The 16,224-nt window shown below is 56.7% G+C and carries 14 protein-coding genes and 1 pseudogene; 4 read left to right on the top strand and 11 right to left on the bottom strand.

From position 1 onward, the window contains the following. The 3 genes and pseudogenes from Q0908_RS19840 to Q0908_RS19830 all read left to right on the top strand — a co-directional run. Positions 1–97, top strand: a pseudogene (locus Q0908_RS19840) (IS5/IS1182 family transposase); the annotation flags it as partial. Positions 98–373: 276 nt separating this feature from the next. Further along, positions 374–1,441 (top strand): PRC-barrel domain-containing protein, encoded by a 1,068-nt coding sequence (locus tag Q0908_RS19835; protein WP_299288897.1) that lies wholly within the window; start codon positions 374–376, stop codon positions 1,439–1,441. A gap of 176 nt (positions 1,442–1,617) precedes the next feature. Next, the gene (locus tag Q0908_RS19830) at positions 1,618–1,866 is read left to right on the top strand and encodes a GlsB/YeaQ/YmgE family stress response membrane protein (RefSeq protein ID WP_299288894.1); all 249 of its coding nucleotides are present in this window, start codon (positions 1,618–1,620) and stop codon (positions 1,864–1,866) included. Between the two features lie 42 nt (positions 1,867–1,908). Here Q0908_RS19830 and Q0908_RS19825 read toward each other — a convergent pair whose 3' ends face one another. The 6 genes from Q0908_RS19825 to Q0908_RS19800 all read right to left on the bottom strand — a co-directional run bounded on the left by Q0908_RS19825 (position 1,909) and on the right by Q0908_RS19800 (position 7,030). After that, the gene (locus Q0908_RS19825) at positions 1,909–3,027 is read right to left on the bottom strand and encodes an AI-2E family transporter (protein WP_299288891.1); all 1,119 of its coding nucleotides are present in this window, start codon (positions 3,025–3,027) and stop codon (positions 1,909–1,911) included. Next, positions 3,017–4,000 (bottom strand): endonuclease/exonuclease/phosphatase family protein, encoded by a 984-nt coding sequence (locus tag Q0908_RS19820; RefSeq protein WP_299288888.1) that lies wholly within the window; start codon positions 3,998–4,000, stop codon positions 3,017–3,019. The genes Q0908_RS19825 and Q0908_RS19820 overlap by 11 nt, the downstream gene beginning before the upstream one ends. 16 nt (positions 4,001–4,016) lie before the next feature. Next, positions 4,017–4,964 (bottom strand): YihY/virulence factor BrkB family protein, encoded by a 948-nt coding sequence (locus tag Q0908_RS19815; protein WP_299288884.1) that lies wholly within the window; start codon positions 4,962–4,964, stop codon positions 4,017–4,019. Positions 4,965–5,032: 68 nt separating this feature from the next. After that, positions 5,033–6,157 (bottom strand): DUF3618 domain-containing protein, encoded by a 1,125-nt coding sequence (locus Q0908_RS19810; RefSeq protein WP_299288881.1) that lies wholly within the window; start codon positions 6,155–6,157, stop codon positions 5,033–5,035. Further along, positions 6,147–6,548 (bottom strand): phage holin family protein, encoded by a 402-nt coding sequence (locus Q0908_RS19805; protein ID WP_299288874.1) that lies wholly within the window; start codon positions 6,546–6,548, stop codon positions 6,147–6,149. Before Q0908_RS19805 ends, Q0908_RS19810 begins: the two co-directional genes overlap by 11 nt. Beyond that, the gene (locus Q0908_RS19800; RefSeq protein WP_299288871.1) at positions 6,545–7,030 is read right to left on the bottom strand and encodes a hypothetical protein; all 486 of its coding nucleotides are present in this window, start codon (positions 7,028–7,030) and stop codon (positions 6,545–6,547) included. The genes Q0908_RS19805 and Q0908_RS19800 overlap by 4 nt, the downstream gene beginning before the upstream one ends. A 282-nt stretch (positions 7,031–7,312) precedes the next feature. On the opposite strand from Q0908_RS19800, the gene Q0908_RS19795 reads away from it, so the two are divergent. Continuing rightward, positions 7,313–7,810 carry a DUF892 family protein gene (locus Q0908_RS19795; RefSeq protein ID WP_299288868.1) on the top strand — a complete coding sequence of 166 codons (498 nt, stop codon included), beginning with the start codon at positions 7,313–7,315 and terminating at the stop codon, positions 7,808–7,810. Between the two features lie 3 nt (positions 7,811–7,813). On the opposite strand, the gene Q0908_RS19790 is transcribed toward Q0908_RS19795, so the two are convergent. The 5 genes from Q0908_RS19790 to Q0908_RS19770 all read right to left on the bottom strand — a co-directional run bounded on the left by Q0908_RS19790 (position 7,814) and on the right by Q0908_RS19770 (position 16,015). Then, on the bottom strand, positions 7,814–8,512 hold the full coding sequence (locus tag Q0908_RS19790; RefSeq protein ID WP_366869460.1) for a Crp/Fnr family transcriptional regulator: 699 nt from the start codon (positions 8,510–8,512) through the stop codon (positions 7,814–7,816). 1,068 nt (positions 8,513–9,580) lie between these two features. Continuing rightward, positions 9,581–11,713 carry a TRAP transporter fused permease subunit gene (locus Q0908_RS19785; protein WP_299288900.1) on the bottom strand — a complete coding sequence of 711 codons (2,133 nt, stop codon included), beginning with the start codon at positions 11,711–11,713 and terminating at the stop codon, positions 9,581–9,583. Between the two features lie 124 nt (positions 11,714–11,837). Continuing rightward, the gene (locus Q0908_RS19780; RefSeq protein ID WP_299288862.1) at positions 11,838–12,830 is read right to left on the bottom strand and encodes a TAXI family TRAP transporter solute-binding subunit; all 993 of its coding nucleotides are present in this window, start codon (positions 12,828–12,830) and stop codon (positions 11,838–11,840) included. 129 nt (positions 12,831–12,959) lie between these two features. Next, positions 12,960–14,297 (bottom strand): sigma-54 dependent transcriptional regulator, encoded by a 1,338-nt coding sequence (locus Q0908_RS19775; protein ID WP_299288858.1) that lies wholly within the window; start codon positions 14,295–14,297, stop codon positions 12,960–12,962. Further along, complete coding sequence (locus tag Q0908_RS19770; protein WP_299288855.1) at positions 14,294–16,015, bottom strand: ATP-binding protein; 1,722 nt, start codon at positions 16,013–16,015, stop codon at positions 14,294–14,296. The genes Q0908_RS19775 and Q0908_RS19770 overlap by 4 nt, the downstream gene beginning before the upstream one ends. Between the last annotated feature and the right edge of the window lie 209 nt (positions 16,016–16,224).

The following is a 16,224-nucleotide window of genomic DNA, read 5'->3' as shown; positions in this document are numbered from 1 at the left end:
GTCGAAGGACTGGCGGCGCGTGGCAACCCGCTGCGATCAACGCCCGAAGGTCTTGTTGTCCGCAATCGCTCTCGCGGCACTCGTCACCCATTGGCTATGTGGCCTGAGCCCAATGATCCGAACCCCGGAAAATAACGAAAAACTTGTCAGGGATTAGTGTCTGAACACAACCCATATCCCTGTGCCCTGCTAGCTTAGATGCAGCTTCAAGAACCGGCAGCTCTGCCCGTTCAGGCATTTAGAGGATGAGACAGGCACACGCCGCAACGGTGCCTTTCGATTGCTCTGCAAATCAACTTTTGGCCGAGATGACACATCTCGAGCGCACGCCTTCGGGGCGGTGCTTGGGCTTGGCTTTGAGAAGGAAGACGACATGACCCCAACACTAAGAACTCTCCTCGGCACCGTCGCTATCGGCGCGTTTGCTGCCACCGGTGCGCTCGCGCAGTCGACCACCGATCAGACGACCGTCGATACGCAAGGCGGACAAGTCGTCGTGGAGCAGGAAGATGCGACCGTTAACGTGACCGTGCCCGATCCGAACGTCGAAGTGACTCAAGGCCAGCCGGTCGTCACCGTTGAGCAGCCACAGCCCGAAATCACCGTTGTGGTGCCAGAGCCGACCGTGCGAGTGCGTCAGCAGGCCCCCATTATCACCGTCGAACAGGCCCAACCGCAGATCACTGTGGTGATCCCTGAGCCTGTCGTCACCGTCATGGTTCCCAAACCGGAAGTGGACGTGGAAACAGGTGAGCCGATCGTTGACCTTGATCAGCCGGAACCGGTCGTGCGCTTCATTCGTCCTGAACCGAAGATCACGATCCAGGAAGCCCAGCCACGCGTCGAATTCCAGCAAGGCGAAGCGCAGGTCAATATCTCTGAATCCCAAGACGCGCAGGTCGACGTCACGCAGGAAGAGGCACAGGTAAACGTCGAACAGGGTGACAGTGCGAATGTGTCTGTCACCAGTGAAGAGGCTGAGGTTAATGTCGTCGACGGGGGCGAGGCGAATGTCGAGATTGAGCAGATGCAAGCCCGCGTTGTGATGGAAGACTTTAACGCGGATGAAGCTGGCAACATGGCCGATGAAGACCGGGCACGCTATCGGGACACGGTCAAAGTCCTGCCGATTTTTGACCGCAAAGCCGAAGACCTGATCGGTCGCAGCGTGGCCACCGAAACAGGTGAAGACGTGGGCGAAGTCGATTTCGTCGGCATGCGGGGCCAGACCCTTGTCGCCATTGTTGGTGTTGGTGGCTTCCTTGGCATGGGCGAAAACGAAATCGCCGTACCCGTCGAAAAGCTGATCCTGCGGGAGGACGAGCTGATCCTGCCCGAGTTCACGCAGACACAGCTCGAAAACATGCCTGAGTACAACGAGAACGAAGTGCGTGTGCTGGATCCGGGCCTGCGCCTGGCCGAGCAACTCGGTCTCGATTGAGTTTCTGATGGATGCAGGGAACGATCTGCATCCATCAGACGTTGGTAACGAGTTCACTGCCGCTGGCGTCCCCCCACGCGGCAGTTTTTCATTGCCCGACTTCAGGCCCAAAACATCGGAGAATGGCCCGGTCGCCCGCAATTCACCCCTTACAACAACTCAAGAAGGACTACACAATGACTGGAATTGGATGGATCGGCTCGCTGATCATTGGCGCGCTCGCAGGCTGGATCGCGGAAAAGATTATGAAAACGGATCAGAACCTGCTGATGAATATCTTGCTCGGTATTCTCGGTGCGCTGGTTCTGAACTGGTTGCTGATCGCGATCATCGGCACGACCCTTGGCGGATGGATTGGTCAACTGATCGTTGCGGCGGCGGGCGCATGTCTGCTGATCTTCGTTGTACGACTGATCCGCCGTTAGACCTCACATGAAGGTCGGCTGGCGGCTCAGGTCGCCAGTCAACTAACGCTTGGCACGATCCGCCGGGGCATCCTCATCGACGTTCCCCAAGAAGCGCGCCAATGTTTGCAGCGACTTGGTCTCATCGCAAACGATTTTGAGCACGATCAGGATCGGCAAGGCGACGATCATACCGATGACGGACCAGATCCAAGCAAAAAAGGCCACGAAAAGGAACACGACCGGGGTGTTCAACCGCATCCTGCGCGAGATCAGAAGTGGCGTGATAAATTGCCCCTCGATAGAGGTCAGCACGATGTAGGTGGCAAATACCCCTGCCGCGACCCAAGTGCTGTCAAGGCTCACGAAGGCGACGGCTGCCGCGATGGTGGCGCCCATCAGTCCACCGAGAAACGGCACGAAGTTCAATCCAAAGGCCATAAAGCCGAAAATGAGCGCACTCGGCAGGCCCCAAAGATGCATTGCAACGGCCACAGCCACACCCAGACCTGCGTTAATGATCGTGATCCCGCCAAGATAATGGCCCAAGCGATCCTCGATGGAATGAACCATTTCGACCGCGCGCCGCTTGTCTTCGAACCGCTTAAAGCTTTGCAGTGTCTTGGTCAGAAACATGTCTCCCGATGCGATCAGGAAGAACAGCAGGACAATGGCAAAGAGTATACGGCTCAGAAACCCCGGAGCCATACTGAACAAAGTCGCAGCAATCCCGATGTCCGAGACGACCTCCACCTCCACTGTTTCGGCGCTTTGGTCCTCCATAATTTCTTCGGCGGCCACGGTCGCATCATTGATGGCCTCCAGTGTGCCACCGGCAGCCGAAAGCTTCTGTTTGATCTCCTCCATCAGCGACGGCAGGTCTTCAATAAATCGGGCCGCAGGTGCGCTTAGCTGCGCAAGCAGCACGATGATAAGGGCCGTGAGGATAGCGGTAAACAAAGCGGCGGATGCAAATGGCGGCACCCCGACCTTCGACAGTAGCCGACGCGGCTTGCTGAGTACAAAATAGCCAAGACAGGCGGCGGTAATCGGGATCAGAAAATCACTTGCCCAAACCGCAGCCTGCAAGAGAAGCAGGCAAAAGATACCGACCACCGCGACTTCAAATCGCCTTGGATAAGGGGCTGCCGTATGCACGAACTTGTCCGAGCTATTGTTCATGGTCGGCTCGTTCTTCTTCGCGCGGAATGAACACCGTGGCCGCCATCGGGAAGTGATCAGAGCCAAAGCTCTCGAGCCGGCGGAAAGACACGAGACCAATCTGTTCTGTCATGAACATCTGATCAATCGGAAATCGCATCAATGGGTTATCTGCATGGAAACTTGAGATCATGCCCCGTCCAACGCGAGGTTCAAGGAGATCGCCGTAGCGTTTGAAGCGCCTTGTAGTCCAAGACCACGCCACGTCGTTGAAATCTCCCATCACGATGGTCGGTCGCTCAGACGATTGGGTCATCAAGGCCGCATCCTTGATCTGCTGATCGCGCACAGCCGTGGTATTGCCCGGAACGGGCGGGCGGGGATGCAGGCCGATGAAATTGAATGTAGCGCCGCTTGGCCCGGTCAGTACCGCTCTGACTGCAGGCGTGTCATCGGCAACAGGCCACAGCAATTCGACGCGTGATGTTTCCAGCCGCGTGGCAAAGATCAGTCCGTAATAGTCATCCGCGATATGGGACTTGATGGTCGGATAGCGGCCAAGCACCTCTGACAGTGCCACGTTCCACCTTTCGTCAGTCTCCATCAGGAGCAGGACATCCGGATCTTCTCGCTCGAGAATTGCGATAAGGTCATCGTGCCGGCTGTTCTCCATCAATACGTTGACCGACAGTACCTTTATCTCTTCGGAAGATGGCGGCACAGATGTGATCTCGATTTCAGGCTGCGCGAGCGGGGTATAGGGAAAAATCTGTATACTCTGATAGGCGATCACGCTCGCCAATACTGCTGCCAGCAGAGGTTTGAATGAGATGGAAAACGGCAGACAAGCCACAAGTGTGAACAGCGCAACACTGGCGATATGAACGCGGGGGAAATCCCACATCCGTATCCACCACATCACGCTGTTGGTCAGCGGCAACAGCGTCGTGACGATGGCCGCAAGTGCGACACTCCAGAAAATCCAATTCAGCATCGGGCGACGTTCGACATTATGAGTTCGCAGCCTCGCCCAACGTATCGGCCTTGACCGCCTCGCGCGATCCCATCGGCTTATCACGGCCCTTCGTGGTATCCGCACGCGTCTGCGCCTCCATCTCAGCATTGAGTTCGGCCCCGAGCAGTATGATGAATGCAGAAATCCAGAACCACATCAGCAGGACGACTACGCCAGCCAGTGTACCGAAACTTTCGTTGTAGGATCCGAAATTGCCTACGTAGAATGCGAACCCCGCCGAGGCGATGATCCAGACGAGACAAGCCATGACAGCCCCCGGCGAGGCCCACTTCCATTCCGGCTCGTCGCGCGATGGAGCAAAGCGGTAGAGAACGGACAGCCCAAAGACGGTCAGACAGAATAAGCCGATCCACAAAGCGGCAGTCATCAGCACCTCGAACACTGGACCGAATTCAAGGAAAGTCAGCGCGGCGGGCAGTCCAAGCGTGGCCAAAAACGCGACCAGCAAACCGAAAATCAGGAAAAGTGTCAGGGTCAGTGTCACCAGTTTCAGCCGGATAAATCCGCGATCTTCCTGCTCATCATAGGCGACATTGATCCCCTCCATCAGGCTTGCCATGCCCTTGGATGCCGAATAAATCGCGATCAGAACGCCTGCGATTGCCGCAAGACCGAGACCACCTTCCCGCGACCCCGCCACCTCGGTGGCTTGTGTGGTCACAATGGCGATGACCTCGTCGGGCATCAGACCGGACAAGCTTTCCAATTGATCTACGATTTGATTAGGCTCGATGAGCAAGCCGCTGATCGCGATCAAGGCCGTAATGGCGGGAAACAACGCCAGCAATCCATAGAACGCAACTCCTGCTGCGATCAGGCCGACCCGGTCGGCCGCGATCTCGTCCTTCAACCGAAAAGCGATATCTTTCCAGCCAAGGGGCGGAATTTGGGTCGGTGTCTCGGCGGAGCGTCCGCGTGCCATGTCAAAACCTCGGCGATGGGAGTGCGTGAAACTTGGGAAAGGACTAAGACAGTCCTTTCCCAATCAGTTTAAGTTTTGGGCTTGCCAAGATTTCGGTCCTGCGCATCGGACGCTGCCGTATCGACCACCCGCTCCGCTGCGCTCTTGGCTTTGTCACCGATTGCTTCGATTGCAGATTTGTCGCCCGGTGCGCCACGGTCGAGGTCCGCCTTGGTTTCGGCAGCAATATCCTTGACCTCTTCCTTGACAGTCTCGGCCACGGAGAGCGCCTTTGCTTTTTCCTCTTGGAAAATGCGCTCGGCCTGATCGAACAGGTCGTCGCTCTGACGACCCATCAAATCGTCTTCGGTCTTGGTGCGCGGCAAGGCTCCGCCCAAAGCAGCGCCAACGGCAAGAGCAAGGGCACCCACGACCAAAGGTTGCTGTTCATAGAAATCAGCTGCCGCATCCGAGCCCTGGCTCATCGAGCGCGAAGCAGAGCGGCGCATCTCGACCGCTTTCTGACGCGCCGCGATCACGCGCTTGCGCCCTTCTTCGCTCAAACTCTCGGTACCTTCGGCGATGCGGTTCCCTGCCGCGCTGAGGCTTTGCTTGGCAGACTGCGCCGCTGACCCGACCGTCGATTTGGCTTTGGATGCAGCACTACCTGCAGCAGAGCTTGCGGTTATCAGACCGTCCTTCACCGATTGCGCGCCATCCGCCGCGGCGGCTTTCGCGCTGTCAACACCTTCTGACAGACGATCGCCAATCGAGGGCCCTTCGTCGTCGTCGTGCTCGAGTGCCCAAGACGGCTGCGTCGCGGATCGATTGGCCGCGTGTGCCGCCGCCGGGGGCGTGTAGGGCAGATCACGCATTTCGCGATCCTGGCGGAACGCGCGTTCGGTCGAGCCATACCGATCATCGTCGAAATCGCGCGACACCGGCTGACGCGTTTGCGGTTGTTGCGCGTTTCCAAACATCAGCCATGCCAGGCCAATACCCGTCAGCGCGAGCGGGATCGGGTTCGCTTTCACTTGGTTGGAGATGGAGCGCCCCATGTCACCACCATGTTCACGAAATTGATCACCGATCTGGCGGACAACCGTATCAATCGAGAACTTGTCCTGCAGGTTTTCAATGTTGGTCGTCAGCTCGGCCCGCTGCTGTTCGATGTCGCGTTCAATTTCTTTCGGGCTTCGGGTCTCATTTGTCATCGTATGCTTCCTTTACGGCTGCGGCATCGCGCTGGACGTTCTTAACGGTCCGCGTGGGTGCGAGGCTTGAGAGTTTGAGGTCATTAACGCCCTTGCCGATCAGGACAAAGGCGATGAGGCCGAGACCGGCGCCGACGATCAGCGCCGACCACGTGGCATCCAGACCCGCTTCGGTTAGCGCGCCGACCAAGGCTGCGGCCAAAACGTTCAGGGCAACGAGGGCGATGATCGCAGCGCCTGCGATCAACCCGACCGCCACGCCCGCCTTGGTCACATTCTCGCTGATTTCGGCGCGGGCGAGATCGACCTCATTGCGCACAAGGCTACTGACATTGCTCATGGCATCTGTCAGCAGATTGCCCGCGCTTTTGTTGGTATTGGGCTCGCTCATGAAAAATCTCCGTGACGCATGGTTCCGGGGGTATGAAGTGTGGTCTGCGTGGCTTGTGTGCCGGACGCCTTGGCAAAGCGCGTCGCGGCAAAGCCGATCAGTGCAGCACCCCCAAGAAAGACCAGAGGGTTCTTCCGGGCGAATGCGCTGACGTCGTGGACCATTTCACTCAGATCCTTATGACGCATGGCATCTGACGCATCTGCCAGGCCTTCGGCAATCTGCCCGAAGGTCCGTTCTTGCGGGGAACCGCTGCGCATCTCATCGGCGGCTGTGCGCAAAGCTGATGCGACGCCGGACACCTCTTCAGCGACCGACGACTTTGCGGTTTCCGCCTGGGCCTTCGCTGCGGCGGCAGCGTCTTGAGCGACGCCGCGCGCGGCAGTCTTTGCCTGAGCAGCCACTTCGTTTGCCTTTTGTTTGGCTTGCGCTGCAACGGGCTGGTCTGGTGTCAGTTCGGGTGTACTTGATGAGGTCGACATTTTTTTCTCCTTTTCAGGTTCAGAACAAGAAACTGATGACGGCCAGGACGACGACAATCAGTCCGATAAGATAGAAAACGTTGTGCATTTTGTGCTCCTGCTGTGGGGCATGACCCAAGTCACTCCCGTGCTAAACAGCTTAAGTGCCTGTTAAGTTCCCCGGGCGTCACAGACGCTAATCTGGTTTAGCTTTTGCCAAATTGGGCGTCGGTCTGGGCAGATCGTTACTATTGTGATGACCAATTCCAGCTAGCCTCAAAGCTCACCTCGAAAGGATCGAACATGAGTATCGACACGCTGGAAGACCTTTATCTCGAGCAACTCAAGGACATTTACAGCGCCAATATACAGGCCCTTGACGTCACCAGAGAGATGGCAAAAGCGGCAAGTGACACAGACCTTTGCGACGCTCTCCGGGCAGGTGCCGACGGCATTCAGAGCGGCATCACCGCGCTCGAGAAGATTTCGGAGGGCCACGATGAAAGCCCGAGCGGTGAACACTGCAAGGGGATGGAAGGGCTTGTCACCGAGGCACGTACGCACGCAATCGACGAGAGCTTTGGCGAAGAGGCCGCCAAAGACGCGATGATCATCACGCAGTACCAGCGGCTTACGCATTATGCGATCGCCGGGTATGGATGTCTTGCAGCCTTCGCCGATCGTCTGGAACTGGACAGTGACATGGCAGCGCTGAAAACGTGCCTTGATGCGTCCTATGATGGCGACCGCACCATGACCGCGCTCGCCAGGGGCGGCATCAACAAGGACGCGGTGGCCTAACTCTCAGTCCGATCTGGCCAGATCAGGCGCACCCGTGGTTTCCGCTCCGATTGCGGGAGGGAACCATGATGTGTCCATGTCGACGAATGCGTTGACGAATTCGCAGTCCTTTTCCCACTCATCCCGCTTGAGCAAGCGTACATAGGGGCGCTCGATTTCGATATCGCCGCTTTCGACAAAGCGGCGCAGCAATTTGTTGACATAGATCGATGTCAGTCCGACGGCCTGCCCCATCTCCACTTGACTAAAGGGCACCTGAAACCTGTTGCCAAGGCCGATATTGGCCACCTCGAGACGCGACCGGAGTTGCAGCAGCCAGAATTTGAGTTTGCCAGCCGCGTCCATCGCACTCAGGCTACTGGCGTGATGTCGCAGCGCGATCTGATCGAGGCTGCCAACGGCTGTCAGCAAAGCCCCGAGGCGCGGGTAATCGACATAAAGTGGGGCCAGCCCGCCGCGCGGAAAAGGGCAGATGACGCCATCGGTCTGCATCATGATGCGATGGTTGGCGTGAGAGGCCCCGATCTCGGCCAAGCCCATGACCTCGCCCGGCAGATAGACACGCAGGATCTGACTGCGCCCATCCGAGCTGTCCGCCTTGACCACGGCCCACCCGGTCTTGAGGACCATGATGCCCCCGGTGCGTTCGCCAACACTGACGACAGGTCGACCTTTCTTGCGTGGATGCTCGTCTTTTTCCATCTCGGCGATGAATGCGCATTCATGGTCGGTGAGGGAAACGAAACGGGAGAGACGGCTGACGAGGCAGCTTTGATATTCTTCTGACATACCAAAAGTTAACATAGTTTATGGCGCGAAGCCTCGGTTAATTCAGTCATACAACGCTGCACGGCAACGACGACCCATGGCTGCATGAGCGTCCCTACCGCATCGCATCATGTATGACCGTCTCCGCTCAGCAGGTTTTTTCGGAGACGCGTGTGGCAGCATTTCTGGTTGAATAAGCGTTTCTGTCGTCAGACAATTTGAACTCGCTGTTGCCGTTGGAGGCAACGCAGCACCTTGAATTTGCATGTTTCCGTTCACTGGCGCGAATAGCCCGAAGCCGACATTCATCGGGTCAAGCTGCGGCGCGGTGTGCCATTCGGCGAAATTGACTTTCGCTGCGATCGCAAAATTCAGTGGTGGTCGAACTCACAGTCAGCGGAGCTTCTCCGACCCTGCATATGAAATCTTCGCGACCGCAGCACCTTTTTCCGGGTGCAACACGCTTTCTGTCACATCTCAGTGCACGTCACCGAACCGGTCGTTCGCGATCATCGATCTCAGCAAAACCGACAGAGCGGTTTTGCTGCGCCTTGGCCTTACAAGCAAGGAGCGAGATCAACCCGTCTTGTGCACTTGCGTGCTATTGCTGACACAGAACATGATCGTAACTGCAGCATCAGCTGTCTGGCGGTGCAGTGGAACCGGCTAAGAAACGGCGCGGCTTTCAATAGCGTTCGACAGGCCCTTCGTTGGACCCGACCGTATCATCCCGAGCCCGCGGTTTCGTCTCTTTAGCAATTCGCGCAGTCGCCCGAGTTCATCCAGCACCGCACAGACAAAATCTGCATCCGTCACTTCTTTTCAAACCTTGAACGCGACCTGACATCAGCATGGACCCGGATTGCAATGCGTCCAATATTGCGCAATGAGGCGGGAATAGTCGCCGCGTCACTTAATTTCGCAGGATGCAGAAATTGCACAGCTTTCGCCCGTGTCCGCTGCGATCTATGGCGCTTATCGGCCTTTCGGTCGTTGCTTTTGTCATGCGCTATTCACCTCCGCGGTTTTATCCCTCCTTGCCCTGGTCGACAGAACAATCGCCGTGGTAACCGCAAGAGCTCCGACGATGTTGGGACCCCAAGCAAGCGGCCAATATGCACCGACGCCACCTGCAACGAAGAGAAGCGCGCCGAACCAACCAATTGGGCCTTCAGCGTACCACTGGATCAACGCGTAGGTCGCGTAGATGCCAAAAAGCGAGAAGAACCCGATCTGCAGGACTTGCGCCATATCACCCGAAATCAGCGGGGTGTACGCAAACAACAGCGGTACCACGTAAAGCCCCTTGGCAATTTTCCAGCTTTCAAAGCCAGTCGCCATGGGGCGGGACCCCGCGATACCAGCAGCCGCAAATGCGGCCAGACAAACTGGCGGCGTCACATTGGAATCCTGGCTAAGCCAAAATATGATCAGATGTGCAGTCAACAGGAACGTCAATTGCAATGCCGGGTCAATCAAAACTGGACGAATGGTAACCGCGATCTCAAAGGGGACCGCTGACATCAGCTCCCAGGCTTCGGCCTTGGTCATGCCTTCCGAAACCTGCGCCGCCAAGGGATGCTCCACAAGGAAGAACAAGCCCGCCTTTGCCGGGTCTTCAATGCCGTTGACCAGTTGCTCGACAATAAGACTGTCGGCCATGATTCCCGCCAGCGCCGGTGCGGTAAGAATGGCCAGAATGATATAGGCAGCCGTCACCGGCAGCCCCATCCCCAACACCAGCGAGGCCAGAGCGATCAAAACAATGGCGAGCGCCATCGACCCTTGCGACCATTGTGCAATCATCAGCGAAAATCCGTTGCCAACGCCACTGGTCACAATCGCGTTGTTCATGATCCCGATAGCAGTCAACAGGATTGCGGTCATGACTGCAGACCGGATGCCGCCGGTGAGGGCCTCCGAAATCTTTGTAATGCCCATATCAACAGGTTTGAATGACCCTTTGGTGGTGAGCCGCGCCAGAATGCTGGTGAACCAGGATGTCACGATCACGGCTGCAATTGCCCAACACGCCGCGTATGCCGGTGTCACGCCAGCCAATAGCAACCAGATCATCACAGCCAGCGGGATCACAAAAACCAGCGCCCCGGACATCAGCCTGCCTCGGTCAACAGTCAGGTCTATCTCTGCACCCGCATCGTATTTGACGGCTTCGATGCGCACGATGAAAGCGACGGAGAGAAAGTAGAGGATGGCTGGTACGACCGACACTGCCACAATCGTTCCGTAGGGAATCGAGGTATAGCTGGCCATGACAAAGGCGCCCGCCCCCATGATTGGCGGCATCAGCTGTCCGCCGGTAGAGGCTGCGGCCTCAACTCCGGCCGCAAATTTGGGCCGAAAGCCATTGGCCTTCATCAATGGGATGGTGATGACGCCGGTCGAGGCTGTGTTGGCGATCGCGGACCCCGAGATTGTGCCGGTTAACGCAGAGGAAATCACAGCAACGAATGCGGCCCCACCCTTGATCCGACCCGCGACAATCTTGGATAGCTCGATAACGAAGTTGCTTGCACCCGAGACAACCAGGAAACCACCGAAGATCATGAACAGCGTAATGTTCGCCACAGATATCTGCGCGAGGATGCCAAACATGCCTTCATCATTGTAGAGCGTGCGGAACAGCACATCGTCCAACGGCAGGCTGGCGGCACGAAAGACGCCGGGCAGCATCGTGCCCAAAAAAAGAATATAGCTGAGGGCCAGAACGATCAGAATTGGGATGACCCAACCTGCGACCCGGCGTGACAGATCGATACAGGCAAAGATCAGCAACAGGCCGGCAATCCAGTCGACAGGCGTGAATTGCCATCCCTGGCCCGTTACAGCGAGCGACCGATCATAGAGGTCGGATTCTGCGTATGCCACCCAAAGTGCGGCGGCAGCCACCACAACGCCATACAGCGTGTCGACAACCCAGGCCCAGGTTTCGTCGGAGCGTTTGCCCCAAGGGCTGAGTGTGACAGATGCGATGAATGCAAATCCCGCAAAGTGGATCGCATTTTGCCATAGGCCTGGTTCGGTCAGGTAGACATTTGTCAGGATATGCCAGATCGCAAAAACAAGCGCGAAGATCAGGATAAGCTGGCGCGGTCCCCACCGGCCTTGCGGCATGTCCAACAGGGTGTCACGTGGTGAACGCACATGCTCTGGTGTTTTGGCCATTTCAAAGTCCCCTCCCGGACGCTGAATGAACAGGGCCGCCAATTTCTTGGCGGCCCTTATCCGTGCGTGTGACTTACTGCGCGATCAGGTGTTCCGGGATATCTAGACCCATCTCACTGTAATACCGCGCGGCACCGGGGTGCAGTGGCGCCGGCAGGCCAGCCATTGCCTTTTCCAAAGCCATTGCCTTGGTGGCGGGGTGGATCGACTGCAGGAATGGCAAGTTTTCGAACATGGTTTTGGTCAACAAGTAGACATGCTCTTCGTCCACGCTTGCATTCACCGCCAGGAAATTGGGCTGTGCTATCGTATTCACATCCTTTTCCTGACCTGGATAAGTACCTGCAGCAATCGTGTAGGGTACCCAAAGGCTACGACCGCCGTCCATGGCGGCGGCTTCTTCATCCGTCACATCTAGGATAGTGAATTTGCCTTCATTCGAGGCCATAAGCTTGGTGATCGCACCAGTAGGCGGGCCAGAGGGGATGCCCGCGGCAACTGCTTGGCCGTTTGCGAGCGCGTCGGCTGTCGGGCCGTATCCCGCCGATACAAGGGTGAAGTCTTCCAGTTCAAGGCCCAGACCGGACAACAGCACTTTGTTCGATCCCATCGTGCCGGAGTTCTCTTTGCCCATGCCGACGGGCATGCCCGTCAGTGCCTTGAGGTCAGAGACTGTGCCGGTGGATGCTTTTTCCACGGGCACGACGAACTGTTCCACGTTTTGCCAGAGCATCGTGACCGAGCGCAGGTTTGCTTGTGGTTCGCTGATCGGGCCGGTGCCTGTCACAGCGTAAGAACCATAAAGGCCCTGCAAGATCGCGAAATCTGCCGTGCCGGCGGACAGTGCCTGAACGTTTGCGGCCGAACCAGCCGAGTTAACTGCCGTTAGCGAAAAGTTCTCCTTCGGCAACAGCTTGATTTTCGACAAGGTAGAGATCGCTGTCCCGACGGGGTGGTACGTGCCGCCCGTAGACGCCGTGTTCAATACGTAGTCGGCACTTTCTGCATAAGCACCGGTGGCTGTCATAAGACCTGCGCTCAGGACGAACGCTTTCAACATTTTCATCGGATTTCCTCCCTGGGATTCTGGTTCGAAAGTCGAACTGGTCCCTTCATGGAGAACGCCCGTATTACGCGGTATGAAGCAAATCGCCGATATGCAGAAATTTGATCTGCGGTTTTCCGCAGGCCGCGTTCAACCGCTTAACAGGGCGTCTTTATCAAGGCCCAGTTTCACGATTTTCTCGTTCAGCGTCCGCCGGCCTATGCCCAGCAAAGCTGCAACATCGTTCATACGTCCCTTTTCCTCTCTGATAGCGCGTCCAATCAGTTCCCGCTCGAATGCGGCCACTGCCTCGCGAAGCGTATCTGGAACGGGTGACTGAGAACTCTGAAGAGCGATGGCCCGGCGCACAGAGCCCCCTCCGCGCCGTTCGGCCAACACACGGCGCTCGGCCACGTTTTGCAATTCACGCACATTGCCAGGCCAACGATATGACATCAAAGCCGCGATATCATCGGGGGTAAGTTCAGGCGTCGGCAACTCGTAAAGCTGGCTGAGCCGAGCCATGTAGTGGCGGAACAATAGCAACACATCTTCCCCACGATCAGACAGGTTTGGAAGTGTGATGACCAAGGTATTCAGACGAAACAGCAAATCCTCGCGAAACCTCGGACCGTCTGCGTCTGACAAAATGTCTTCGGTCGCAGCACTTATGACGCGCATGTCGACCGATTGCATCTGCGCGTCACCGATGCGCTGATATTGCTTCGTCTCAATGGCGCGCAGGAGTTTCGATTGCGTGTCAAAGGGCATCGAACCCAACTCGTCCAGGAACAGCGTGCCGCCCTTTGCGCCATTCATCAGCCCATCAGGATTATCGCGCGTCCCGAAAACAGTTTCTTCAAAGCGGTCCGGGGGGATTGCAGCGCAATTTACAGCGACAAAGGGCGCTGAGGGCGCTTCGCCCAGATCATGTAGCGCGCGTGCCACCAGTTCTTTGCCTGATCCAGTTTCTCCGAGGATCAAGACACTTGCCTTGCTCGCCGCAAAATCAAAAACCATATCCCTGACTGCGGCGATCTGCGGGCTGTTGCCTATCAGGATCCGCTCCAGATCCGTCAGTTCCGCCAAGCGATCTCTGAGGATCGTGGTATTGTCTATCAGTTTCTTCATCTGAACCGCATTTTTGAGTATTCCGAGCAACCGGCGCGGCTCAAACGGCTTTTCGACGAAGCTGTACGCGCCGTCCTGCAACGCCGCGACGGCCATCGGTATATCTCCGTGCGCAGTGATTAGGACGACAGGAACCGGGCAGATATCGCGAACCTTCAATTGAAACTCCAGACCGTCCATACCGGGCATTCGAACATCACTCAGGATCGCGTCCGGCTGGCTAGAACGGAGCACATCAAGCCCATGACTGCCATCATGCGCGATGAGCACGTCGTAACCAGCACTCTCCAAAAGATGGGTCAGGGATGCACGCATCTCCCGATCGTCATCCACGACAAGTATTCGGGCCTTGTTCATGTTGCTTCTCCACACGGAACCACGGGTAGCGAAAAAACAAACTCGGCACCCTTGGAAGACGGTTCAAGGGTCAGTTCTCCACCGTGATCCTTGATAATCTCAGTTGCGATCGCCAGACCGAGGCCCATCCCGATACCGGACGGCTTGGTGCTGAAAAATGGCTCCTGAAGATCCGCGAGATTAACCCCGTCGAGGCCCTGACCGTTGTCGGAGATCCGGACTTCAATTCGGTTTTTCGCGGATGTCACTTCAACGTTCACCTCGGGGTTGGGTTCGTTTTCAACTGCATGCAAGGCGTTGGTCAACAGGTTGGTAAGCGCCTGTTCCAGCATCACCTTGTTAGCCTGCACGTCCGTGGGCGATACCAAGGGGTGTATGCGCAAGGCAACGCCCGAAGACTCAAAATCGGCGCTTAGAAGCTTTCCCACCTCGCCAAGTATGTCAGCAAAATCAACGCGCGCTTTGTCACTTGCTCGTCCGCGGGCGAAGTATCTGAATTGTTTTGTTATTGCTTCCATCCGCTCGACCAGCTTGTTCAGGCTTTTTGCGGTGCTGGGCGAGGTGATTTCACCGCCCATCTCTGCGGCTGCGAGATGGTTGCGAAAGGCGCTGATGGGCTGACCCAGCTCATGGGTGACAGAGGCCGCAAGTTGTCCAAGTGCCGATAATTTTGCACTCCGCGCAAGCTCAGCCTGCGCCTGCTCAAGTCGACGATTTGTTTGTGTCAACGCCAGGCGACGGCGTTCCGATGCGGCGTATGCCAGAGTTATCCGGCGCGAGCGCAGGAACGTTGCGAAGCCGACCAACAGCGCAATCAAGCTCCCGAATAACACCGTCGTTACGAGGGTCTGGCGTGTGATCTTGGCGTCGGGATGCAGATAGACCACTGACCAGTCCCTCCAATCCGACTGTCCCCTTGCCGCAATGTACGAAGTCCCTTCGACCGCGATTTTTGCGTCGCCGTTTTCGGTCCAATCCAGGTGCCGGAGCGGTTGGCTTCCGAATTGCCGACTTTTCAGGATCGTCTGTCGGGTGTCAGGCGTGAGGTCAACGATAGGTCGATAAAGCCAATCCGGGTTCGAGGAGAGTACAATGATGTTGTCTTTGTTGATCGCGACGACTGTGTCAGCGCCGCTCTCCCAAGATCGCTGCAATTCACTGACATCAAGCTTGATGGCAATGACGCCTTGTTGTGATCCAGAGGTATAGGCTACTGGTTCTGCAACGAAATATCCCGGCCGTCCAGAGGTTGCTCCGATCGCAAAATAGTCACTGCGCTGACCCGCAAGTGCTTCTTTGAAATATGGTCTAAACCCATAGTTCTGCCCAAGAAAGCTGTTCGGCGACCCTGCGTTTGATGCCGCCAGCACCATTCCCGATGCATCCATCAAATAGATCGCTTCAAGTTTTGCCTGCTTTGCAAGGTGCGAAAGCCGGACATTGGTTTCCGGTTCTACTGCGCCGGGATCCAGCGCGCTGGAATAGCGTGGATCTCCTGCCAACACGAAGGGCATGTGTTGATGTTGCCGCAACGTTTCATTCAAGGATCGCAGGTACAGTTCCATCCGGTTGGAAGCAGCCGTTGTCTCAAGCTGTCCAAAATAGCGATGGGCTCCGAAAAAAGTCACCAGCGTCGCGATTGCGACGATTGCAATCAAAGCACCCAGGACGCTTTTGCGCATGTGCCCGTTCGGACTTTCAATGTCGGTTTCTTCCATCAAGTGCTCTCCCCGAAGAACATTGTCGTACGGGACCATGCGGGGTGTAAATGGCGCGAATAGGCGGCGGATTCTCGTTTCTACGGATTTCCGCAGGATCGGCCGCACCTATCGGAGGACCACTTCGTTGGGGGTGACCTGCTCCCCTGAAAAGTCCGGCATTTAGAGTTAGCCTGTTCTCCAACTGAGGAGACAGACGATGAAGAGAA

The organism is uncultured Tateyamaria sp. (assembly GCF_947494755.1).
GTDB lineage: Bacteria > Pseudomonadota > Alphaproteobacteria > Rhodobacterales > Rhodobacteraceae > Tateyamaria.
Note: the sequence above shows the minus strand (reverse complement) of the source record. Positions and strands in the feature narration are given on the sequence as shown.